Annotated in this window: 21 protein-coding genes, 1 tRNA gene and 1 pseudogene; 11 read left to right on the top strand and 12 right to left on the bottom strand. The window is 73.5% G+C overall.

Annotated features, from left to right (window positions below; all coding sequences use genetic code 11):
• Positions 1–10 precede the first annotated feature (10 nt).
• The 5 genes from VK501_RS24110 to selD all read right to left on the bottom strand — a co-directional run bounded on the left by VK501_RS24110 (position 11) and on the right by selD (position 4,370).
• The gene (locus tag VK501_RS24110) at positions 11–211 is read right to left on the bottom strand and encodes a hypothetical protein (protein WP_324342053.1); all 201 of its coding nucleotides are present in this window, start codon (positions 209–211) and stop codon (positions 11–13) included.
• A gap of 73 nt (positions 212–284) precedes the next feature.
• Positions 285–1,640, bottom strand: a complete 1,356-nt coding sequence (gene selA / locus VK501_RS24105; RefSeq protein WP_324342051.1) for an L-seryl-tRNA(Sec) selenium transferase — start codon at positions 1,638–1,640, stop codon at positions 285–287.
• Positions 1,637–3,229 (bottom strand): selenocysteine-specific translation elongation factor, encoded by a 1,593-nt coding sequence (selB, locus tag VK501_RS24100; protein ID WP_324342049.1) that lies wholly within the window; start codon positions 3,227–3,229, stop codon positions 1,637–1,639. The genes selA and selB overlap by 4 nt, the downstream gene beginning before the upstream one ends.
• A tRNA-Sec gene (locus VK501_RS24095) sits at positions 3,229–3,325 on the bottom strand. Before VK501_RS24095 ends, selB begins: the two co-directional genes overlap by 1 nt.
• Before the next feature lie 16 nt (positions 3,326–3,341).
• Positions 3,342–4,370 (bottom strand): selenide, water dikinase SelD, encoded by a 1,029-nt coding sequence (gene selD, locus VK501_RS24090; protein ID WP_324342046.1) that lies wholly within the window; start codon positions 4,368–4,370, stop codon positions 3,342–3,344.
• 51 nt (positions 4,371–4,421) lie between these two features.
• Between selD and VK501_RS24085 the strand changes: the two genes are divergently transcribed.
• Genes VK501_RS24085 through VK501_RS24075 form a run of 3 tightly spaced genes read left to right on the top strand, consistent with a single transcriptional unit; the run spans position 4,422 to position 7,709 of the window.
• Positions 4,422–4,835 carry a rhodanese-like domain-containing protein gene (locus VK501_RS24085; RefSeq protein WP_324342044.1) on the top strand — a complete coding sequence of 138 codons (414 nt, stop codon included), beginning with the start codon at positions 4,422–4,424 and terminating at the stop codon, positions 4,833–4,835.
• Between the two features lie 49 nt (positions 4,836–4,884).
• On the top strand, positions 4,885–5,610 hold the full coding sequence (locus tag VK501_RS24080; protein WP_324342042.1) for a hypothetical protein: 726 nt from the start codon (positions 4,885–4,887) through the stop codon (positions 5,608–5,610).
• Between the two features lie 8 nt (positions 5,611–5,618).
• On the top strand, positions 5,619–7,709 hold the full coding sequence (locus VK501_RS24075) for an MMPL family transporter (RefSeq protein ID WP_324342040.1): 2,091 nt from the start codon (positions 5,619–5,621) through the stop codon (positions 7,707–7,709).
• On the opposite strand, the gene VK501_RS24070 is transcribed toward VK501_RS24075, so the two are convergent.
• The gene (locus VK501_RS24070; protein ID WP_324342038.1) at positions 7,710–8,357 is read right to left on the bottom strand and encodes a TetR/AcrR family transcriptional regulator; all 648 of its coding nucleotides are present in this window, start codon (positions 8,355–8,357) and stop codon (positions 7,710–7,712) included. It lies immediately after the preceding gene.
• 93 nt (positions 8,358–8,450) lie between these two features.
• Here VK501_RS24070 and VK501_RS24065 point away from each other — a divergent pair, with 93 nt between their 5' ends.
• The 3 genes from VK501_RS24065 to VK501_RS24055 all read left to right on the top strand — a co-directional run bounded on the left by VK501_RS24065 (position 8,451) and on the right by VK501_RS24055 (position 12,838).
• Positions 8,451–9,668, top strand: coding sequence for an acetyl-CoA C-acetyltransferase (locus VK501_RS24065; protein ID WP_324342037.1), 1,218 nt, complete (start codon positions 8,451–8,453; stop codon positions 9,666–9,668).
• Between the two features lie 2 nt (positions 9,669–9,670).
• The gene (locus tag VK501_RS24060; RefSeq protein WP_324342035.1) at positions 9,671–11,899 is read left to right on the top strand and encodes a 3-hydroxyacyl-CoA dehydrogenase NAD-binding domain-containing protein; all 2,229 of its coding nucleotides are present in this window, start codon (positions 9,671–9,673) and stop codon (positions 11,897–11,899) included.
• A gap of 210 nt (positions 11,900–12,109) precedes the next feature.
• On the top strand, positions 12,110–12,838 hold the full coding sequence (locus tag VK501_RS24055; protein WP_324342033.1) for a DUF4389 domain-containing protein: 729 nt from the start codon (positions 12,110–12,112) through the stop codon (positions 12,836–12,838).
• Between the two features lie 6 nt (positions 12,839–12,844).
• On the opposite strand, the pseudogene VK501_RS24050 reads toward VK501_RS24055, so the two are convergent.
• Positions 12,845–12,982, bottom strand: a pseudogene (locus VK501_RS24050) (VOC family protein); the annotation flags it as partial.
• 153 nt (positions 12,983–13,135) lie between these two features.
• Positions 13,136–13,849, bottom strand: a complete 714-nt coding sequence (locus VK501_RS24045; protein WP_324342029.1) for a TetR/AcrR family transcriptional regulator — start codon at positions 13,847–13,849, stop codon at positions 13,136–13,138.
• A 134-nt stretch (positions 13,850–13,983) separates the two neighbouring features.
• Here VK501_RS24045 and VK501_RS24040 point away from each other — a divergent pair, with 134 nt between their 5' ends.
• Positions 13,984–14,706 (top strand): hypothetical protein, encoded by a 723-nt coding sequence (locus VK501_RS24040; RefSeq protein WP_324342027.1) that lies wholly within the window; start codon positions 13,984–13,986, stop codon positions 14,704–14,706.
• 18 nt (positions 14,707–14,724) lie between these two features.
• Here VK501_RS24040 and VK501_RS24035 read toward each other — a convergent pair whose 3' ends face one another.
• Positions 14,725–15,342, bottom strand: coding sequence for a helix-turn-helix domain-containing protein (locus VK501_RS24035; RefSeq protein WP_324342025.1), 618 nt, complete (start codon positions 15,340–15,342; stop codon positions 14,725–14,727).
• A 120-nt stretch (positions 15,343–15,462) separates the two neighbouring features.
• On the opposite strand from VK501_RS24035, the gene VK501_RS24030 reads away from it, so the two are divergent.
• A complete protein-coding gene (locus VK501_RS24030) occupies positions 15,463–16,404 on the top strand; it encodes an acyl-CoA desaturase (protein WP_324342023.1) in 942 nt (313 codons plus the stop codon).
• 83 nt (positions 16,405–16,487) lie between these two features.
• On the opposite strand, the gene VK501_RS24025 is transcribed toward VK501_RS24030, so the two are convergent.
• Positions 16,488–17,285: an aldo/keto reductase gene (locus VK501_RS24025; protein WP_324342021.1), complete on the bottom strand. Its 798-nt coding sequence runs from the start codon at positions 17,283–17,285 to the stop codon at positions 16,488–16,490.
• A gap of 29 nt (positions 17,286–17,314) precedes the next feature.
• The gene (locus VK501_RS24020) at positions 17,315–17,548 is read right to left on the bottom strand and encodes a hypothetical protein (RefSeq protein WP_324342019.1); all 234 of its coding nucleotides are present in this window, start codon (positions 17,546–17,548) and stop codon (positions 17,315–17,317) included.
• A gap of 131 nt (positions 17,549–17,679) precedes the next feature.
• Here VK501_RS24020 and VK501_RS24015 point away from each other — a divergent pair, with 131 nt between their 5' ends.
• Genes VK501_RS24015 through VK501_RS24005 form a run of 3 tightly spaced genes read left to right on the top strand, consistent with a single transcriptional unit; the run spans position 17,680 to position 20,122 of the window.
• Positions 17,680–19,026: a sensor histidine kinase gene (locus VK501_RS24015; protein ID WP_324342017.1), complete on the top strand. Its 1,347-nt coding sequence runs from the start codon at positions 17,680–17,682 to the stop codon at positions 19,024–19,026.
• Positions 19,023–19,658 carry a response regulator transcription factor gene (locus tag VK501_RS24010; protein WP_324342015.1) on the top strand — a complete coding sequence of 212 codons (636 nt, stop codon included), beginning with the start codon at positions 19,023–19,025 and terminating at the stop codon, positions 19,656–19,658. The genes VK501_RS24015 and VK501_RS24010 overlap by 4 nt, the downstream gene beginning before the upstream one ends.
• Positions 19,659–19,717: 59 nt before the next feature.
• Positions 19,718–20,122, top strand: a complete 405-nt coding sequence (locus VK501_RS24005; protein WP_324342013.1) for a hypothetical protein — start codon at positions 19,718–19,720, stop codon at positions 20,120–20,122.
• Between the two features lie 27 nt (positions 20,123–20,149).
• On the opposite strand, the gene nhaA is transcribed toward VK501_RS24005, so the two are convergent.
• On the bottom strand, positions 20,150–22,090 hold the full coding sequence (gene nhaA / locus VK501_RS24000; RefSeq protein ID WP_324342011.1) for a Na+/H+ antiporter NhaA: 1,941 nt from the start codon (positions 22,088–22,090) through the stop codon (positions 20,150–20,152).
• Positions 22,091–22,096 lie beyond the last annotated feature (6 nt).

The following is a 22,096-nucleotide window of genomic DNA, read 5'->3' as shown; positions in this document are numbered from 1 at the left end:
TCACCCGCGCTCAGGCGGCGAGCTGGATGGGGCGGTCGGGCACGGCCGCCCCGGTCCAGTCGAACCGCTCGAGCGCGACGGTGTGCCCGTGGTGGCGCACCTCGACGATGACGCCCCACGGCTTCTGGTGGGCACGCAGCTCGGCACCGGGATGGTTCCGGCGCAGGTGGGCGATCTCTCGCGCCTGCTGGATGGTGAGCTCGTGCTGCACGCATCGATGATCAGTCGCGAACCTGAACCTGTGATCAACCGCAGCTGTGGGCGGGATGAGATCTTTCGCGCCGTCAGGAGCCCGACAGCGCGGCGCTGATCGCCGCGGCGGCCTGCTCCAGCTCGCCGTCGCCGTGCAGCGTGCGGGGGTCGACGGTCACGCGGCCGTCGGTGATGCGCGCCAGCAGCGGCGGATCGTGGGCGCGCAGCCGCGCCGCGAGGTCGTGGGCCCCGGCGCCGTCGGGCCCGACGGCCACGGCGGGGCCGTGGAGCTCCAGCAGCGGCAGCGCGCCACCGCCGGCGCGGGCCACGGCGTCGACGACGTCGCCGCCGGTCGCGCCGGCCAGCTGCCGGGCGCGCGCGAGGAGCGCGTCGGGTGCGGCGGTGAGCATCGCGAGGACGGGGATGTCCGCGCGGGCCCGTTCGGGGTCGCGGTAGAGCGCGAGCGTCGCGGCCAGGGCGGCCAGCGGGAGCCGGCCGACGCGCAGCGCGCGTGCGAGGGGATGGCGGCGGCAGGTCGTGATGGCCTCACGCGTGCCGACGAGGATCCCGGCCTGCGGGCCGCCGAGGAGCTTGTCGCCGCTGAAGCAGACCAGCGCGGCGCCGGCGGCGACCGAGGTGCGGACGGGCGGCTCGTCGGCGAGGACGTCGTCGAGGCCGCCGGCCAGGACGCCGGAGCCGAGGTCGTCGATGACCGGCGCGCCGAGGGCGGTCAGCTCGGCGATCGGGACGTCCTCGACGAAGCCGACGGTGCGGAAGTTGGACTGATGGACGCGCAGGACGACGTCGGCGCCCGCGTCCAGGGCGGCGCGGAAGTCGGCGGCGCGGGTGCGGTTGGTCGTCCCGACCTCGACGAGCTGCGCGCCCGCCTGTGCGACGACGTCCGGTACGCGGAAGCCGCCGCCGATCTCGACGAGCTGCCCGCGCGAGACGACGATCGACCGGCCCGGGCCGGCCAGGGCGGCGGCGGCGAGGAGGGTCGCGGCGGCGCCGTTGTTGACGACCATCGCGTCCTGTGCACCGGTGAGCTCGACGAGCAGCTGCGCGACGTGGGCGTCGCGTGCGCCGCGCCGGCCGGTGGCGAGGTCGAGCTCGAGGTTCATGTAGCCGTGCGCAGCGTCGGCCACGGCGTCGGCGGCGGCGCCGGCGAGGGGCGCGCGACCCAAGTTGGTGTGGATGACGACACCCGTGCCGTTGAGGACGCGGCGCAGCGACGGGCGCAGGTGGGCGCGGGCGCGCGCCACGAGATCGGGCTCGGGACCGTCGGCGCCGGCGAGCAGCTCGTCGCGGCGGGCGTCGAGGACGGCGCGGGCCGCGGCGGTGGCCTCGACCGGCGTAGCGGCGGGGCCGGTCACTGCGGCCGCGAGCTGGTCGACGGCCGGCAGCGCGCGCAGGCGCTCGCGGACGGCGGGATCGGGCGCGTCGGTCATGTTGGTGTCCTTGCGTCGCGCCGCGTGCGGAGCACGCGCCGGTCGTCGGGCATCCGGCGCGTGACGCGCTCGGCGTCCAGGTGCTCGAGGAAGGCCTGCGCGGGCTTGCGCGAAGTCGCCAGCGCGTCCCGGACCTCGGCGAGCGAGACGGAGCCGTGGGCCGCCAGCAGCGCGACGATCCTCGCCCGCACGTCGGCGGCGACCTCCGCGTGGGCGTAGAGCTGACCGCTGACCCGGACCGCCCTGCCGCCCGCGCGCAGCGCCGGCAGCGCCGCGGCGTCGTCGCCGAGCTGCGCCTCGCTGAGCAGCCCGATCCCCGCCGCGCGCAGCCGCGCCTCGGCCCGATCGAGCAGAGCGGCGGACGACGAGGGGGACAGTCCCCCCTCCGATCGGGTGGGGGACAGTCCCCCCTCCGATCTGGTGGGGGACAGTCCCCCTCGCTTTGCGGTGGCGGACCGTCGATCGACCTCGGCAGTGAGGGACTGTCCCCCACCCGCGACCGGGCGTCCGTCCCGGCGCGCCCGCAGCCGCTCCAGCGCCTCGAGCCGTCGCCCGTGCCGGTGCGCCGCGGCGTCGAGGACGGTGCCGCCGCCGAGCGTGTCCGGGGGCGACAGGCGGCGAACGACGACGCGGTCGCCGGCCGCGGCGAGCAGCGGGCGCTCCAGCCGCAGCTGCCAGAGGCCGTCGCCGAGATCGGCCAAGCGGCCGGCGGCGTCGCGGGTGCCGTGGTGGATCTGCACGCGCTCGCCGTGGCGCGCGCCGCGCAGCTGGAGCGTGCAGTCCAGCACCGACGTCTCGGCCAGCGCTCCCGGCACGGTCAGCGCGTCGCCGCGCTCGACGTCTCGCGCGCGCACGCCTGCGAGGTTCACCGCGACGCGCTGACCGGCGCGCGCCTCGTGCACCGGCTCGTCATGCACCTGCAGGCCGCGCACGCGAACCTCGCGATCGCCGGGCAGCAGGGCCAGCGCGTCGCCGCCGTGCAGCGTCCCCGCCCACAGCGTCCCGGTGACGACGGTCCCGATCCCCACCACGGTGAAGGCGCGGTCCACGTGCAGCAGGGCCTCGCCGTCGCGGCCCGCGCGGCTCGGGACGCCCGCGGCCACGCGCTCCAGCGCGGCCGCGACGTCGGTCACGCCTGCGCCGGTCACCGCCGAGCAGGCGACCACCGCGCCGGCCCCCGGCAGCAGCTCCCGGACCTCCGCGATCGCCCGCGCGGGGTCGGCGACGTCGGCCTTGGTCACCGACACGACCCCCTCGCGCACGCCGAGCGCCTCCAGCACCGCCGCGTGCTCCACGGTCTGCGGCATGACGCCGTCGTCGGCGGCCACGACCATGAGGTACAGGTCGATCCCCGACGCGCCGGCGACCATCGTGCGCACGAAGCGCTCGTGCCCGGGCACGTCGACCAGCGAGATCCGGCGCCCCGACGGCAGCGCCAGCGGCGCGTAGCCGAGTGCGATCGAGATGCCGCGCTCGCGCTCCTCGGGCAGCCGGTCGGTGTCCACGCCGGTGAGCGCGGCGACCAGGGCGGTCTTGCCGTGGTCGACGTGGCCCGCCGTGCCGAGCGTGAGGGGGCCGGGCGTGGTCATGGGACGGAGCGGCGAAGGAGTCGAACCTTCCCGGCGCGGTCGAGGCGCCGCCAACGGCTTTGAAGGCCGTTCGGGGCACCGGCCCCGGGCCGCTCCAAGAGGGCGATGTCGATCACCGCACGGTGATGGTGCCAGGCGCGCCCTCGACGAGCCGCCCGACCACGGTGCCGCCGGGGATCGTCGCGGCCGCCTCCGCGTCGACGGCGGCGAGCAGGCCGCCAGACGTCGTCGCGTCGGTGATCAGGCGGGCGCGCCAGGGCGCGACCCCGCCGGCGACGGTCGAGAACGTGGCGGCCCACTCGGCGTTGCGGGCGCTGCCGCCCGACACGGCGCCGGCGTCGGCCAAGAGGGCCTCGACGCCGTCGATGGCCGGCACGGCGCCGGCGTCGAGCTCGGCGGCCAGGCCGCTCTCGCGCGCCACGTTGTGCAGGTGGCCGAGCAGGCCGAAGCCCGTCACGTCGGTCATCGCGCGGACGCCGGCGCGCAGCGCCGCCTCGGACGCGGCGGCGTTGAGCTCGACCATGACGTCGACCGCGGCGCGCACCAGCTCCGGCCCGGCGGCGCCGCGCTTGGCGGCCGTGACGATCGCGCCCACGCCGAGCGGCTTGGTCAGCACCAGCACGTCGCCGGCCCGGCCACCGGCGTTGGTGACGATCGCGCGCGGATCGATCGTCCCCGTCACCGCGAGCCCGTACTTGGGCTCGTCGTCCTTGATGGAGTGGCCGCCGACGACCGAGGCGCCCGCCGCGGTGACGACGTCCAGGCCACCGCGCAGGATCGCGCCGAGCACCTCGCCGCCGAGCTGCTCGAGCGGGAACGCGACGACGTTCATCGCGGTGATCGGTCGTCCTCCCATCGCGTAGACGTCCGACAGCGCGTTGGCCGCGGCGATCCGGCCGAAGTCGTAGGGATCGTCGACCAGCGACGTGAAGAAGTCGATGGTCTGCACGAGCGCGAGGTCGTCGGTCAGGCGGAACACCGCGGCGTCGTCGCCGGTCGGCGTGCCCACCAGCAGCCGGGGATCGGTCGCCGCCGGCAGCCGCATGACGATGGGCAGGAGGTCGGCGGCGGCCAGCTTGCAGCCGCAGCCGGCGCCGCTGGAGAGCGATGTGAGCGGGACCGGGCTGGAGACGGCGGTCATGGGGATCGCCTTCGAGCCTACCCGGGTGGTGCAGCGGGCATGATGGGATCCATGGCGCGCACGACCCGCACGACGATCCACGAGCTGCTCGAGCAGTCCCGCGCGCGGCTGGACCGGCTCGATGCGCAGGCCGCCGCCCGCGCCGTGGCCGGCGAGGGCGCCGTGCTGGTCGACATACGCCCGGACGCCCAGCGCGCCCGCTACGGCGCGATTCCCGGCGCCCGCGTCCACCCGCGCAACGTCCTGGAGTGGCGCGTCGATCCCACCTCCGACCACCACGACCCCGAGCTGTCGGCCGACCTGGATCGCGTGATCGTCGTCGTGTGCCACGAGGGCTACCAGTCGAGCCTGGCCGCCGCGACGCTGCAGGATCTGGGCTTCGCGAGAGCGACCGACCTCGTCGGCGGCTTCCAGGCGTGGCGGGCGGCCGGGCTGCCGGTGGAGCCGGCGCCGGACCCCGGTTGAGACATGGTGCTGTTTGCAGTGGGGCTGGTGCTGCCCTAGTTTGAGCAGCATGCCTGCGCGCCGACGGCTCCGGATCCTGCTGATCCTCGGCGCCTTCGGCGCCGTGCTGGTCGGCGCCGCCGTGGCGCTCGCGCAGGGCGTCGTGCCGATCAAGATCTCGGCGGTCGTGAAGGTCACGCCGAACAAGGCGGGCACGCCGAGCCACCCGCAAGGCGTGGTGGTCGACGTTCGCGGCACGGTCGACATCCCGTTCGACTACGACCCGCCGATCACCAAGACGGTCGACGTGTGGATCTCGCGCGGCGGCGTCTACAACGGCGCGAAGTTCCCGACCTGCTCGCAGAGCGGGATGGAGCACCGCGGCCTCAGCGCGTGCCCGCGCGGCTCGATCATGGGCCACGGCACGGCGCGCGCCCTGGCCGACACGGTGCCGAGCTACCCGAGGATCACGGTCGTCAACGGTGGCGCGCGGAAGATGTACTTGTTCGTCGTCCTGACCAACCCGGCCCGCGTCGCCAAGCCGATCCCGGTCGACATCGCCCGGCTCCGATCGGGCAAGTGGGCCTACAAGCTGCACGCCGTGGTGCCGCGCTCGCTGCAGATCGTCGCCGGCATCCCGCTGCGGCTGCAGAGCTTCCACGTGGTGTCGGGGCGCGGCGACTGGATCGCCACGACGTCCTGCCCCGCCGGCAACCGCTGGAGCTACCACGTCGAGGCGACGTATGAGTCGGGGCAGGTCGTCAAGTACGACGGCCGCGTCCCGTGCCGTCGCTAGTCGGGCGCATGCGAGCGAGCAGCGTCGTCGTCGCGATCGACCGCTGGGTTGGGCGCCATCGCGCCGTGGTGCTGGTGGCGTGGCTGGCGCTGGTCGCCGCCGCGGTGCCGCTGGCGCTGACGCAGTCCGACCACCTGACCGGCGGCGGGTTCCAGGTGCCCGGCTCGCAGTCGGCCCGTGCCGACGCGGCGGTGCAGCAGACCGTGCCATTGATCTTCCGGCCCAACGTCATGGGGGCGGTGCTGGTCGCCGACCGCGGGACGCCGCTGGCCGACTACCGGTCCGCGCTGGCCGCCGTGAGCGCGGCCGCGCACGCGACGCCCGGCGTGGAGATGGACGACGCGGCCCGGCAGGTCGGGGTGTACCTGGCCCGCACGAAGCCGGGCCGGCCGGTCGTCGTGCCGCTCACGCTCGCGGTCGACACGTTCCACGCACCCGACACCGCGCGCGAGCTGCGGCGCCGGCTGCACCTCGGCGACGACGGCGGCGGGCGCTACGGCGCCGTCCAGGTGCACCTCGTCGGCCAGGGCGCGCTGTGGGCCGGGATGGTCGACCTGACCAAGGACGACCTCGCCCACGCCGAGCGCGTCGGCTTCCCGCTCGTGCTGCTCGTCCTGCTCGGCGTCTTCGGCTCGCTGGCCGCGGCGGCGCTCCCGCTGGCGATGGGCGGCGTGTCGGTGCTGCTCACCGCGGCGCTGATCGCGCTGCTGGCGCGCCACACGCTGATGAGCTTCTACGTGCCGAACATGGCGTCGATGATCGGGCTCGGCGTGGCGGTCGACTACTCGCTCTTCGTCGTGGTCCGCTATCGCGAGGAGCTGCGCGACGGCGCGACGCCCGAGCAGGCGCGCGCCACCGCGATGGCCACGTCCGGCACCGCCGTGGTGTTCAGCGGCGCGGCCGTCGTCGTCGCGCTCGCGGGCCTGCTGCTGGTGCCGACGACGGCGATCCGGTCGATGGCGCTGGGAGCGATCATCGTGGTCCTCGTCTCGCTGCTGGCCTGCGTGACGCTCCTGCCCGCGCTGCTGACGGTGGTGGGCGGGCGGCTCGGCGCGCCACGCGGCGGCGGCGGGTTCCGCCGCTGGGCCCAGCGCGTGACGGCGCGGCCGGCGGCGGCGCTGGTGCTCTCGCTCCTGGTGCTGCTCGCGCTCGCCGCGCCGGTGCTCGGGCTGAAGACCGGCGACGGCGCGCTGCGCCAGTTCCCGGAGGGCAACGAGACGCGCACGGGCTTCGAGGCGGCCGCGAAGGTGCGCGGGCGCGGCGACGGATCGCCGCTGAAGGTGCTGGTGCCGACCAGCACGCTCGACCGCTCGGTCGCGCTGCTGCGCGCCGACGACGAGATCGTCCGGACCGGCGTGCGGACGCGCACGACCGACAAGAAGTACATCTTCCTCGTCGTCACGCTGCGCCACGACGCCGACTCGCCGCAGGCCAAGGCGCTCGTGCACCGCCTGCGGGCGCAGCTGCCGCGGGGCAGCCTCGTCGGCGGCGACACGGCCGCCGAGGTCGACTTCAACCACGCCATCACGGGCTCGCTGTGGAAGATCGTCGCCTGGACGCTGCTGGCGACCGTCGTGCTGCTGCTGGTCATGCTGCGCTCGGTGCCGCTCGCGCTGCAGGCCATCGCCGCCAACGTCCTCAGCGTGGCCGCGAGCTTCGGCGTGCTGACCGCCGTCTTCGTCTGGAGCGGTCCCGGCTACCTCGACACGGTGACCATCCCCGTCATCCTGGCCGTCGTCTTCGGGTTGTCGATGGACTACGAGGTGTTCCTGCTGAGCCGCGTGCGCGAGCTGCACGACGCCGGCCACGACGCCCGGTCGGCGGTGCTCGAGGGCATCGCCGGCAGCGGGCGCACGATCACCGGCGCCGCGCTCGTGATGGTGGTGGTCTTCGCGTGCTTCGCGGCGACGGGCGTGCCGGTCATCGCCGAGATCGGGCTGGGCGCGGCGGTCGCGATCGCGCTCGACGCGACGCTCGTGCGCCTCGTCGTCGTGCCCGCGACGCTCACGCTCCTCGGCGAGCGCGCCTGGTGGGCGCCGTCGACGTCCCGGTGGAGGCTCGGCAAGCGCCCAGCCGGCTCTCACGCGGGTCGCCGATGATCACCGGATGTCCAGCTCCCGGCCGCCGGGCGCCGGCTCGGCCTCGAAGAGCGCGACGAGCCGCGCGCGGCAGTCGGTCCACTGCTTGCGGTTGCGCGCGCCGCCGGGATGGAGCGTGTCGAGCAGGGCGAGGCCGCGGATCGTCGCGATGGACATCTCGACCAGGCGGTCGAAGTCCGGGCGGGGGGCGAGATCCGGGAACAGGCGCCGGGCCAGCTCGAGCGTCTGGCGATCGAGCTGGCGCTCGACCTCGACGAGCAGCTCACGCAGGTCGGCGTCGGTCCGCGCCTGGGTCCAGAGGTCCAGCGCGGCCTGGAAGAGCGGGTTGGCGTAGCTGCTCCACACCAGGTCCAGTCCCTGGGCCAGGCGCTCGCGACCCGCCGGCAGCTCCTCGGCGGCGGCGAGCAGCTCCTCGCTGCGGCGCTCGGCGAGGTGGCCGATCGCGGCCGCGACCAGGGCGTTGCGGGTGCGGAAGTGGTGCAGGTGCGCGCCGCGCGACAGGCCGGCGCGCTCGCACACGCGCGTGGTCGTGGTCCGCGAGAAGCCGTCCTCGACCAGGCAGGCCAGTGTCGCGTCCAGTAGCGCCTCGCGGGTGGCGGCGCTGCGCTGTGCCTGCGTGCGGCGCCGGCTGGTGGGGGTGGCGGCCATGCACGGCGCATCGTAGCCCGATCCACGAGTTTGCGTTCACGCATGAATGTTCTTGCTACATTTTCCGCCACCTTTCCCAGAGGAGACAAACCGATGGCACGTACCGAAGCGCTGGTGTTCGACGCGATTCGCACCCCGCGAGGCAAGGGCAAGAGCAACGGGTCGTTGCACGGCACCAAGCCGGTCGACCTCGTCGTCGGCCTGATGCACGAGATGCTGATCCGCAACGAGCGGATGGATCCCAACAAGGTCGACGACGTCGTCCTCGGCGTGGTCTCGCCGGTCGGCGACCAGGGCGCCGACATCGCCAAGACCGCCGCGATCAAGGCGGGTCTTCCGGACACCGTCGCCGGCGTCCAGCTCAACCGCTTCTGCGCCTCCGGCCTGGAGGCCGTGAACATCGCCGCGCAGAAGGTCGCCTCGGGCTGGGAGGACCTCGTCTTCGCCGGCGGCGTCGAGTCGATGTCGCGCGTGCCGATGGGCTCCGACGGCGGCGCGTGGGCGATGGACCCCGAGACGAACTACGACACGTCGTTCATCCCGCAGGGCGTCGGCGCCGACCTCATCGCCACCGTGGAGGGCTTCACGCGCGACGACGTCGACGCCTACGCCGCCCGCTCGCAGGAGCGCGCAGCCGTCGCGCAGGCCGAGGGCCGCTTCGCGAGCTCGGTCGTCCCGGTCAAGGACCTCAACGAGCACGTCGTGCTCGACCACGACGAGTTCATCCGCCAGGGCACGACGGTCGCGACGCTCGGCAAGCTCAAGCCCTCGTTCGCCGTGATGGGCGAGATGGGCGGCTTCGACGCCGTCGCGCTGCAGAAGTACCACTGGATCGAGAAGATCGAGCACGTCCACACGCCGGGCAACTCGTCGGGCATCGTGGACGGCGCGTCGCTGGTCGCCATCGGCAACGAGGAGACGGGCGAGGCGCTCGGCCTCACGCCACGCGCCCGCATCATGGCGACCGCGGTCTCGGGCGCCGACCCGACGATCATGCTGACCGGCCCGGCGCCCGCGTCAAAGAAGGCGCTGGAGAAGGCCGGCATCACCGCCGACCAGCTCGACCTCGTCGAGATCAACGAGGCGTTCGCGGCCGTCGTGCTGCGCTTCGTCAAGGACATGGGGTTGGACATGGAGAAGGTCAACGTCAACGGCGGCGCGATCGCCATGGGCCATCCGCTCGGCGCGACCGGCGGCATGATCCTCGGCACGATCGTCGACGAGCTGCACCGCACCGGCGGCAAGTACGGCCTCTGCACGCTCTGCGTCGGCGGCGGCATGGGCATCGCGACCGTCGTGGAGGCGATCTGAGCATGGCCGAGTCCACCACCATCCGCTACGACAAGGGCGACGACGGGATCGTCGTCCTGACGATCGACGACCCCAACCAGGGCGCCAACACCATGAACGCGGCGTACATCGCGTCCATGGGCGCGACGGTCGACCGCCTCGAGGCCGAGAAGGACGACATCAAGGGCGTCGTCATCACCTCAGGCAAGAAGACGTTCTTCGCCGGGGGCGACCTCAACGACCTGCTCGCCGTCACCAAGGACCAGGCCGAGGAGTTCGGCGAGGGCATCCGCCTCGTCAAGTCGCAGCTGCGGCGCCTGGAGACGCTGGGCAAGCCGGTCGTCGCGGCGATCAACGGCGCGGCGCTGGGCGGCGGGCTGGAGATCACGCTCGCCACGCACCATCGCGTGATCGTCGACGACGCGAAGGCGAAGCTCGGCTTCCCCGAGGTCAAGTTGGGGCTCTTGCCCGGCGGCGGCGGCGTCGTGCGCAGCGTGCGCATGTTCGGCATCGTCAACGCGCTCATGCAGCTGCTGCTGCAGGGCCAGGAGGTCCGCCCGGCGCAGGCCAAGGAGATGGGCCTGGTCGACGAGGTCGTCGCCACGCGTGACGACCTGATCCCCGCCGCCAAGGCGTGGATCGCGGCGAATCCGGAGGCCGTCCAGCCGTGGGACGTCAAGGGCTACAAGATGCCCGGCGGCCTGCCGTCGGACCCGAAGCTCGCGCAGAACCTGCCGGCGTTCCCGGCCAACCTGCGCAAGCAGCTCAAGGGCGCCAACTACCCCGCGCCGCACCACATCATGGCCGCGGCGGTCGAGGGGGCGCAGGTCGACTTCGACACGGCCATCGAGATCGAGGGCCGCTACTTCGTGGACCTCGCGACCGGCCAGGTCGCCAAGAACATGATCCAGGCGTTCTTCTTCGACCTCCAGCAGGTCAACGGCAAGCGCGGCCGGCCGGACGACGTCGAGACGTTCGTTTCCAAGAAGGTCGTCGTCCTCGGCGCCGGCATGATGGGCGCCGCGATCGCCTACGTCTGCGCGAAGGCCGGCATCGAGGTGGTCCTCAAGGACGTCTCGCAGGAGAACGCCGACCGCGGCAAGGGCTACTCCAAGGACCTGGTCGACAAGGCGATCTCCCGCGGGCGGTCCACGCAGGAGAAGGGCGACGCCCTGCTGGCCCTCATCCACCCGACGGCCGACCCGGCCGACGCGGCCGGCGCCGACCTCGTCATCGAGGCCGTGTTCGAGGACCCGAAGGTCAAGGCGCAGGTCTTCGCCGAGATCGAGCCGTTCCTGACGACGGCCCACCCACCCGCGCTGCTGGGCTCCAACACCTCGACGCTGCCGATCACGCAGCTGGCCGAGGGCGTGTCGCGCCCGGCCGACTTCATCGGCCTGCACTTCTTCAGCCCGGTGGACAAGATGCCGCTGCTGGAGATCATCAAGGGCGAGCAGACCGGCGACGCGACGGTGTACCGCGCGCTCGACGTGGCCAAGCAGATCAAGAAGACGCCGATCGTCGTCAACGACTCGCGCGGGTTCTTCACCTCGCGCGTCATCGGCACGTTCATCAACGAGGGCATCGCGATGCTGCTGGAGGGCGTGCCCGCGCCGACGATCGAGCAGGCGAGCTCGCAGGCCGGCTACCCGGCGCCGGTGCTCCAGCTGATGGACGAGCTCAACATGGAGCTGGCGGCGAAGATCCGCAAGGCGACCAAGGAGGCCGTCGAGGCCGAGGGCGGGACCTGGGTCGGCCACGCGTCGGAGCAGGTCGTGGACCGGATGCTCGCCGAGGGCCGCGCGGGCAAGCTGCGTGGCGCCGGGTTCTACGAATACGCCGACGGCAAGCGCAGCGGGCTGTGGGCCGGCCTGCGCGAGGCGTTCCCGCCGGTCGCCGACCCGTCGGCGATCTCGATGAAGGACCTCGAGGAGCGCATGCTCTTCGCCGAGGCGCTGGAGTCGGTCAAGTGCCTCGACGAGGGCGTCATCGAGTCGGTCGCCGACGCCAACATCGGCTCCATCTTCGGGATCGGGTTCCCGGGCTGGACCGGCGGCGTGCTGCAGTACATCAACGGATACGTCCACCCCACCCACCCCCACCACACCGGCGTGGCGGGCTTCGTCGCCCGCGCGCGCGAGCTCGCGGCCACCTACGGCGAGCGCTTCGAGCCGCCGGCCTCGCTGGTCGAGAAGGCCGAGCGCGGCGAGACGTACACCGACGCTCCCGCGCTGGCGCGCGCCGGCGCCTAGCCAGGGCACCACAGGGGCCATCGAGGGACGACTCACCAGGTATATCCCCGGGTGAGTCGTCCTTCGACGCGGCCGGTCGGGTGGGGCGAGGGGCGGAGCGGGCCGCGCTCGCCGCGGTGCGGTCTGCCCCCGCCAAGGCGGTGGGAGGCATCCCGAGCAGAGGCCTGGCACCACACGGGATGGGAGCCACGATGCTGGGAGGGTGAGCCCATGCCCACCGCCCCTGCCGCCTCCGCCTATCCGTTGCACATCGAGGGCGCGGTCGACCCAGCGCCCAGCCGCGCGCTGTGGCTGGTCAAGTGGGTCCTGGTGATCCCGCACGTCATCGTGCTCGTGTTCCTCTGGATCGCGTTCGTCGGCGCGACGGTGGTCGCATTCGTCTCGATCCTGTCGACCGGCCGCTATCCGCGCGCCCTGTTCGACTTCAACGTCGGCGTGCTGCGCTGGACGTGGCGGGTCGGCTTCTACTCCTACAGCGCGCTCGGCACCGATCGCTATCCGCCGTTCACGCTCGCCGACGTCCCGGACTACCCGGCGCAGCTGAACGTCGAGTACCCGCGGGCGCTCTCGCGCGGCCTGGTCCTGGTCAAGTGGTGGCTGCTGGCGCTGCCGCACTACTTCGTCGTCGCCGTGTTCGCCGGCGGCGCGTGGGCCGGCTTGAACGCCGCCAGCGACAACGGGGGAGGAAGCTCCGGCGGCGGCCTGATCTTCCTGCTGGTCCTGATCGCGGGCATCGTCCTGCTGTTCACCGGCCGCTACCCGAAGGCCATCTTCGACTTCGTCATGGGGATGAACCGCTGGGTGTTCCGCGTCGCCGCCTACGCCACGCTGATGACCGACCAGTACCCGCCGTTCCGGTTGGACATGGGCGGCAGCGAGCCCCCGCCGAGCTCGTCGCCCACGGCCGCTCCCATGACGCCCGCGCCCACGGCGTCCTGAGCCCGCTCAGCTCCGGGCCGGCATCTCCGCCATCTGCGAGATCCGCAGCTTGTTGCCGAAGGGATCCCGGAGGCCGCAGTCGATGCCGTAGGGACGCTCGGTCGGCGGCTCGCTGAACTCGACCCCCTTGGCGACGAGATCCTCGCACAGCAGCCGGCGGTTGGACTGCTCGACGGCGCGGCTCATGACCGGATCTCACCACGTCGCGGGATCCGCTGCCACCGGCAGTGACATCTGGCGTTGCAGTGAGAAACCATGGGTGTCTCCCGGCGAGACGTCGCCAGGTAGCGGCCCCGCCTAGGCGCTGGCGGAGCTCTCCACCCGAGACAGCTTGCGGCGCTCCTTCTTGAGGATCTCGCCCGCCGCCTCGGACCCGACGTAGGGGAGCAGCAGCGCGAAGACGAGGTCGGGCAGCAGCGCGGGGAGCTCGGCGTACTTGCCGGCGAGCACGCGCGAGTAGATGACCTCGTAGATGCCGCCGACCAGCGTCTCGGCGACGATCGGCGCGGGTCGCTTGCTCTTGGGCAGCTCGGCGGCGGCAGCGTCGTCGATCATGGTGGCGAAGGCGTGCATGATCGCGTTGCGCCGCTCGATGGCCTGCGGCCCGGCCGCGAGCACCTCGACGATGCACATGTCCGCGAACGTGGGCTCTGACGCGATGAAGCCCAGCAGCGCCCCCAGGCTCTCGCGCGCACGCGCGACGAGCCCGTCGGCCCCGTCGTAGGCGTCCTTGACCTGCGTGAGCAGCCGCTCGGAGATCTCGTCGTAGGCGGCGAGGAAGACGTCTTCCTTGCCGCGGTAGTTGTCGTAGAACGTCCGGCGTGACACGCCCGAAGTGACGACGATGTCCTCCACGCTCATCGACACGTAGCCCGCCGTGCTGCACACGTCGGCGACGGCCGCCAGGATGCGCTCCCGCTGATTGGAGACCACGAACTGCCGCGGAAGGCCGTGCCGGCCGGCCGGCAGCTGGTAGGGCTCGCGCGCGCGCTTCTTCTTCGACTCGGGCACAGGACAAACATAGCTGTACCCGATGCCTTCCGTCGCCGATTTCGTGCCCCATCTCCGTGTCGGCGTGCCCCGAATATCTGAAGACGACGAAGGCTCTGGACGCCGCGAGCCCGCCCTGGATACGCTCGGCGCCCATGCACGTGCCGGGCAAGCTCCTCGTCCTCGCCGCGCTCGTGGCGCTGCCGGCGGCGGGCTGCGGCGCGGCGTCCTCGCGCGATCGTGACGGCGTGGCCGCGACGCCGGCCACGGTCCGGGCGTCACCCGTCGCGGTGCTCGGCACCAGCGTCGCGCTCACACCGGCCCGCGCGCAGGTCCGGTTGGCGCTGCGGCAGCCGGACGGCGTCGATCCCCCGGTGGCGCGTACGGCGCGGCTCGTGCTGGCCGAGGGCGTCGCCTGGCACGGCGGCGACGCGCCGACCTGCTCGCTGCGGACGCTGCGGAGCGCCGGGCCCGGCGGCTGCCCGCGCGGCGCGATCGTGGGCAGTGGCGAGGCGATCGGGGTCGCCGATGCGGCGAAGACCGTCGGCCGGATCGTCGTGGTCAACGGCGGCCCCGACGACGTCTATCTCGCGACCACCGTCCGCAACCCCGTCTACGTCAAGACGGTGGTGCCGGGGAGGCTGACGGCGCCGCCGGGCGGCGGGCTGCAGATCGACCTGGCGTTCCCGCCCGACCTGCAGACGATCGCCGGCGTCCCGCTCGGGCTGCAGCAGCTCCGCCTCTCGATCATCCGCGGCCGCGCGCTGACGGTCGCCGCGTGCCCTGCCGGCGGGAGATGGCCCTACCGCGCGTCGGTCGCCTTCGCCGATGGCACCGCCGCGCGCCGCTCCGGCGCCGCCACGTGCCGCGACGCCTGACGGCGCGCGTGAGGCGCGTCAGCTCGCGGTCAGCAGGGCGTCGATGTCCGACGCCGTGCAGAACGGCGTGAGGGCGACGCCGAGGAGCTGCGGCAGCGCCTGCGGCAGCTCCTCGATGCGGTCCTCCAGGACGTGCTGGCTGATGACGTGGACGACCGTCGAGCCGATCAGGTGGCCGTGGAACACCGGCAGCGGCAGCGGCGGCGTGCGATGCGCCGAGGTCTCGTAGCCGGGGGCCAGGAAGGCGGTGAACGCCTCGACGGCGGCGTCCAGGCGCAGGCCACCGTCGGCTCCGAGCGCGCGGATGCCTTCGACGTTGGCGCGCACGTAGTCCGGCTCGGCGGCCAGCAGATCCAGGAGGCACGCGAGGCCGTCCCGGACGCTCTGCGGCCACGGGACATCGCGCATGGACTCGAGCACGTGGGCGAACGCCTGGTGGAACGTCATGCTGAAGAGCGCGAACACGCAGTCGTCCTTCTCGCCGACCGCCCGGCGCACCGCGGCGGCGGTGGTGCCGGCCTCGTGTGCGATCGCGACGACCGTCGTGCGCTCGTAGCCGTGGCGTGCGATGACGCGCGCCACGGCGGCGACGATCTCGCCGCGCTCGCTGCGCACCTCGAAGCCCACCCCCGACATGGAACGACCATACATACGGATGGTTCTTCGATCCAGCTCGGCGCACTCGGGGGTTAACCCCCGACTCATCCGGCCCCAGGCCCCAGGGACAAGCGCGCGCGACGGCGAAAGGGTGCTGGTATGCACGCGACCGATCTCGCCACGGCGCAGCTTCCGGGCCCCGGTCCGGAGGACGTGCAGCCGACGGCCAACGAGAACCTGGACCGCTTCCTCACCGGGAGCGTCACCGTGATCCCCTTCCTCGCGCTCGGCGTCGTGTGCTGGCAGGTGTGGTCGAGCCTGCTGAGCTGGAGCGACATCGCCGTCTTCGCGATCACCTACGCCTTCACGGCGCTCGGCGTCACGGTCGGGTTCCACCGGCATTTCACGCACCGCAGCTTCAAGACCAAGCAGCCGATCCGCGCGGCGCTGGCGATCTTCGGCTCGGCGGCGATCGAGGGGCCGATCATCTCCTGGGTCGCCGATCATCGCAAGCATCACGCGTTCTCGGACCGCGAGGGCGATCCGCACAGCCCCCACGGGCACGACGGCGTGCTGCGCGGCCTGTTCCACGCCCACGTCGGCTGGCTGTTCATCCACACCCAGCGCGCCAACCGCGAGCGCTACGCGCCGGACCTGATGAAGGACCCGGTGATCCGCTTCGTCGACCGCACCTTCGTCCTCTGGGTGCTCGCCGGCCTCGCCGTGCCGTTCGCGCTGGGCTGGCTCATCGGCGGGTCGCTGGAGACCGCGCTGACCGGGCTGCTGTGGGGCGGTGCCGTGCGGATGCTCGTGCTGCACCACGTGACCTACTCCATCAACTCGCTCTGCCACTTCTTCGGGCGGCAGCGCTTCGCGATCGACGACGAGTCGCGCAACCTGGCCTGGCTGTCGCTCTTCTCGCTCGGCGAGTCGTGGCATCACAACCACCATGCCTTCCCGACCTCCGCGCACCACGGGCTGCGCTGGTGGGAGCTCGACGTGTCGTCGCTGGTCATCCGCGGGCTGCGACGCACCGGCCTGGCGTGGGACGTCGTCGAGGTCAGCCCCGAGCGCCAGCAGCGCAAGCTGCTCGACGCCTAGGAGCCCGGGTCCCTACTGGACCGCGGGTACGAGCCCCTGGGCCAGTACCCGCAGCGAAACGAGCCCCCTGGGCGAGGCTTCGCCTAGCGCCGCGCTCGCCACAGCGCCTCGACCCGGTGGCGCTGCTCGGGGCTGAACCCGGGATGCTCGCCGGCGCGCGCGTTGGCGGCGGCGTGCTCCGCATTCGAGGTCGCCGGGATCACCGCGGTGATGCGCGGGTCCGAGAGGTCCCACACCAGCACGGCCTCGGCCCAGGTCTGCACGCCGAGCGCGGCGAGCTCCTCCGGGCCGGGTCCGCGGCCCAGGCTGCCGCTGCCCAGCGGCCGCATCCCCAGCACCCCGAGCCCGAGCTCCTGCGCCAGCGGCAGGATGTCGGCCTCGCACTCCCGCTCGCCGGGGTTGTAAGGGACCTGGACCATCTGGATGCGTCCCGTGCGCATGACTTCGGCGAGCTCGCCGAACGCACGCGGGCTGTAGTGCGTGGCGCCCAGGGCGCGGATGCGCCCGGCGGCCTGCTCCTCCTCCAGCCAGCCGAGGTGCTGATGCCAGCGGACGAGGTTGTGGACCTGCTCGACCTCGACGCGGCCACGGTAGAGCTCGAGGTGCTCGGCGAACTGCGCGCGGCCCTCGGCGACCGAGGACGTCCAGATCTTGGTGGCGACGACCGCCTCGTCGCGCCGGTCGCCCAGCGCAGCGGAGAGCACGCGCTCGGCGCTGCCGTACATGGGGGAGGAGTCCAAGAGCCGCCCGCCGGCGGCGAGCATCGTGGCGACGACCTCGTCGGCGAGCGGCTGGCGGTCGCTGCCGACGTCGAAGACCGACCACGTGCCGAGGCCGACGACGCCGACCTCGAGCTGCGGGGCGAGCGGGCGCACGTGCATGGCGCACGTCCTACCCGCTCGGCGGGCTCCTACGTGTGGTTGGGGCCGTCGTCGTTGCCGCCACGGTGGTGGCGCCCGTGGTGGCCGCGGTGCTTGCGCGCACCGCCGTCGTGGTCGGCGCGCGTGCTGTGGCTGGCACCGCGGGCGTGACCGGCCGGATCGTCGGCGCCGTGGCGAGCGAGCGCGCTGGGCGCGGCACCGGCCAGGCCGAGTGCCGCGATGGCCAGGGCGGCCGGGATGGTGCGCCGGGACTGGGTCAACATGATGAACCTCCTCGATCGGGTGACAGGACGTGCGATGTCGTCACTGTGCGGCCAGGTCGGTCCGGGTTTCCATGGGACAAAGGTCTGACCGGGCCCCGCGACCGCGCGCGGCCGGGCACCATGTGCCGCACATGCTCGTCTCCGACGGTCCAGGCACCGGTCGCGCCGCAGCCGGGCCGCCCCCTCGCGCGGCCTCGGCGATCGCGCGCTTCATGCTCGGCTCGCTGGCCGCGATCGCCGTCGTGGTCGTCGGCGGCTTCTTCGCGCTGCGCTCGGTCACCGTGCGCGAGGCCGAGCGCGACACGCGCCAACGCGTCGAGCTGCAGGGCGCGCTGATCGAGTCGGCCGCCCTCACGGACGGCCTGCTGCGCGGCGAGCGCGTGGCGGTGCAGGGCGTCGACGACGTCGTCGTCGGCCGGCTGCTGAGCCCGTCGGTCGTCCGCGTGAAGATCTGGTCGCGCGACGGGCGCGTGCTCTACTCCGACGAGCCGGCGATCATCGGCAAGCGCTTCGGGCTGGGTTCCGACGAGCGGGAGCTGTTCACCAACGGCCGCTCCGACGCCGAGCTCAGCGATCTGTCGAAGCCCGAGAACCGCTACGAGCGCCAGGAGGGAAAGCTCCTGGAGGCCCACACGGTGATCCGCACGCCGAACGGCACACCGGTCCTGTTCGAGACCTACCAGCGCTTCGACGCCCTGAGCGCCAGCGGGCAGCGCCTGCTGCGGACCCTGGCGCCGACGCTGCTGGCCGCGCTCGCCGTCCTGCTGCTGTTCCAGGTCCCGCTCTCCTGGTCGCTCGCGCGCCGCCTGCAGCGCGGCCACCGCGAGCGTGAGCGGCTGCTGGTGCGCGCCATCGAGGCGTCCGACCACGAGCGCCGCCGCATCGCCGCCGACCTGCACGACGGCGTCGTCCAGGATCTCGCCGGCGTCGCGTTCGGGCTCGCGCCGCTGGCCGACGGCGCCGCGCGCCGCGGCGACGAGGCCGACGCCGTGGCGCTGCGGGAGAGCGCCGCGCGCCTGCGGCAGGGCGTGCGGGCGCTGCGCACGCTCCTGGTCGAGATCCACCCGCCGAGCCTCGAGTCCGCCGGCTTGGAGGCGACGCTCAGCGACCTGCTGAGCCCGCTGACCGCCGCGGGCGTCGCGACCGAGCTGCACGTCGACGACCGCGCCGCGGCCGGCTCGGGCGCCGACGCGCTCGTCTACCGCGTGGCCCGCGAGACGCTGCGCAACGTGCAGGCGCACGCGGCCGCCCGACATGTACGGGTCGAGGTGAGCTGCGCCGCGCCGGGCACGATCCGGCTCACGGTCGCCGACGACGGCCGCGGGTTCGACGCGGCGCGTCGCGCGAGCCGTGCCGGCGACGGCCACCTCGGCCTCACGCTGCTCGAGGACGTCGTCGCCCAGGCGGGCGGGACGCTGACCGTCGAAGCGCAGGCCGGTACGGGCACGAGCGTCACGCTCGAGGTGCCGGCCTCGTGATCCGCGTGGTCCTGGCCGACGACCACGGCGTCATTCGCGACGGCCTCGGCCGGCTGATCGCCGCGCTGGACGACATCGAGCTCGTCGGCGTGGCGTCCGACGGCGTCGAGGCCGTGCGGCGCGCCGCCGAGCTGGCGCCCGACGTGGTGCTGATGGACCTCGACATGCCGCGGCTGGACGGCATCGAGGCGACCCGGCAGGTGCTGGCCGACCATCCGCAGACCGCCGTCCTCGTGCTCACGTCGTTCTCTGACCGCCCGCGCATCCTCGGCGCGATCGAGGCCGGCGCATGCGGCTACCTGCTCAAGGACGTCGCCGCCGACGAGGTCGCCGAGGGCATCCGCGCCGCCGCGCGGGGCGAGTCGCCGATCGATCCGCGGGCGGCGCGCACGCTCGTCACGGCGCAGGCCCAGCCCGATCCCGGCGAGCGGCTGTCGGGACGGGAGGCCGAGGTGCTCGTGCTGCTCGTCGAGGGCCTGCCGAACAAGCTGATCGCGCTCCGGCTGGAGATCAGCGAGAAGACCGTCAAGACGCACCTGACGAGCATCTTCCGCGCGCTGGGCGTCACCGATCGCACGCAGGCCGCGCTGTGGGCCGAGCGCAACGGCTTCACCGACCGCCGCGGCGGCTGAGGCCGGCTGCGACGGAAGTCCCATTGCGCCCGCCCGGCCGGCGCGCGACGCTCCTGGCGATGTTTCGCCCGCCCGTCCTCACCGCCCTGCTGTCGAGCCTCGTGCTGGCCGCCGCCCTGCCCGCCGGCGCCGCTGCCCGCGGTGGCGGCGACCGCAACGAGGTGCGCGTCAACGGGACCTGCGGGGGCGGCGTGCGCTCGGAGCTGAAGCTCAAGTCCGACGACGGCGGGATCGAGGCGGAGTTCGAGGTCCACCAGGCGCGCGGCGGTTCGGCCTGGAGCGTCACGATCGCGCAGGAGGGCCGCGTGGCGTGGCGCGGAAGGGTCCGCACGGGTCGCAGCTCGCGCGCCTTCACGCTGCACCGCCGGCTGCGCGACTACGCGGGCGCGGACGGCGTGACCGTCCGGGCCTCCGGGCCGTCGGGCGTCACCTGTCGCGCATCGGCGACGCTGGCGGGCGACTGAGCGCGGGCGCGCCGCCGGGCGACTGCGTCACCCCCGGGCGGCGATCGGCGCCTTGGCCCGCGCCGCGGCCTTGACCGCGCGGGTGAGCGTCTCGACGTCGTAGACGCCCTCGTGGCGGCGGCCGTTGATGAAGAACGTCGGCGTGCCGGAGACGCCCGACGCGTCGGCGCTCTGGACATCGCGGGCGACGCGCGGCGCGTAGTGGCGGTGCGTCAGGTCGTCGGAGAAGCGGTCGAGGTCGAGCCCGATCTCCGACGCGCGGCGGTAGAGGTCGGAGACCGACACGTCGTCCTGGTCCTCGAGCAGGACGTCGTGCATCGGCCAGAACGCGCCCTGGGCCGCGGCGGCCTCGGCTGCCTCGGCGGCGAGCTGCGCCCCGGGGTGCACGTCGGTGAGCGGCAGGTGGCGGAAGACGTAGCTCAGCTCGTCGCCGAGGCGATCCTGCAGCTTGCGGATGACCGGCGCCGCGGCGCCGCAGTAGGGGCACTCGAAGTCGCCGTACTCGACGAGCGTCACGGGCGCGTCGGGGTTGCCACGGATGTGGTCGCGCTCGCGATCGACGTCGTCGGTCAGGTCGAGGAGCTGCCCGGCGGTCCGGTCCAGCTGCCGGCGGCGCAGCTCCGCGGGCAGGTGCGTCATGACCCGGAACGCAAGCCAGGCGACCATCGGCGACACCACGGCCGTCGCCAGCACGCCGAGCTTGGCCTCGTCCAGCAGGGCGGGGTGGCCGTCGAAGGCGAGCGACGCGACGAGCAGCGACACGGTGAACCCGATGCCCGCCGAGGCGGCGGCGCCGGTGAGCGCCGGCCACGTGATCGTGAGGCGCGTGCCGCCGAACGCCTTGCGCGTCGCGAGCCACGCCGCGCCCATGATGCCCAGGGGCTTGCCGACCACGTAGCCGCCGAGGATGCCCAGCGTCACCGGTGACGTGACCGCCGCCGAGAGCAGATCGCCGTTGAGGTGGATGCCGGCGTTGGCCAGCGCGAACAGCGGGACGACGACCTGGCTCGTCCAGGGATGCAGCCGGTACTGCAGCCGCTCGTTGAGCGAGAGCGACGACGTCAGGCTCGCCCGCGCGGAGTACGCGAGCTCGGGCGTCGGCTGCTCGCGGAACGAGCGGGTGAGCTCGGTACTGCGCTCGAGGTCGTCGCGCGCCGGCGGGTAGGCGCTCGTGACCAGGCCGATGGCCAGGCCCGCGATGACGGGATCGATCCCCGACTCGAACAGCGCGAGCCAGAGGCCGACCCCGGCGAGGACCGCGGCCGGTCCGCGCCACGGGCCGGCGTAGCGCAGCGCGACGAGGACCGCGAACAGCCCGAGGGCGACCGCCAGCGCCGTCACCGAGACGTGCTCGGTGTAGACGAAGGCGATGATCAGCAGCGCGACCAGGTCGTCGATGACGACGAGCGTGAGCAGGAACACCCGGAGCCGGATCGCCCGCCCGCGCGTGACGAGCGCCATGGCGCCGAGCGCGAGCGCGGTGTCGGTCGAGACCGCGATGCCCCAGCCGCGGGCGCCCGGCCCGCCCCAGTTGATCGCGAGGTAGATCGCGGCCGACAGCGCCATCCCGCCGAGCGCCGAGACCACGGGGACCGCGAGGCGGGTGCGCTCGCGCAGTTCGCCGAGGTCGAGCTCGCGCTTGGCCTCGAGCCCGACGACGAGGAAGAAGAGGGTCATGAGCCCCTCGTTGACCCAGCCGCGCAGGTCGGTCGCGAGCACGTGGTCGCCGAGGGAGATCGCGAACCGCGTCTCCCAGACCGAGGCGTAGTTGTCGGGTGCGACGTTCGCCCAGATCAGCGCTGCGACCGCCGCGCAGACGAGGACGACGGCGCCCCCCATCTCGGCGTACAGGAAGCCGCGGATGGGCGCGGCGAGGTTCCGGGCCCACGCGGTGCGCCCCGCCGCGGTCGTCGTGTCGGTGTTGACGGCGATCACGGCATCCTGACGCAGGAGGGGCGCGACGGCCATAGGTCC

Source organism: Baekduia sp. (genome assembly GCF_035318805.1).
Taxonomy (GTDB): domain Bacteria; phylum Actinomycetota; class Thermoleophilia; order Solirubrobacterales; family Solirubrobacteraceae; genus Baekduia.
Note: the sequence above shows the minus strand (reverse complement) of the source record. Positions and strands in the feature narration are given on the sequence as shown.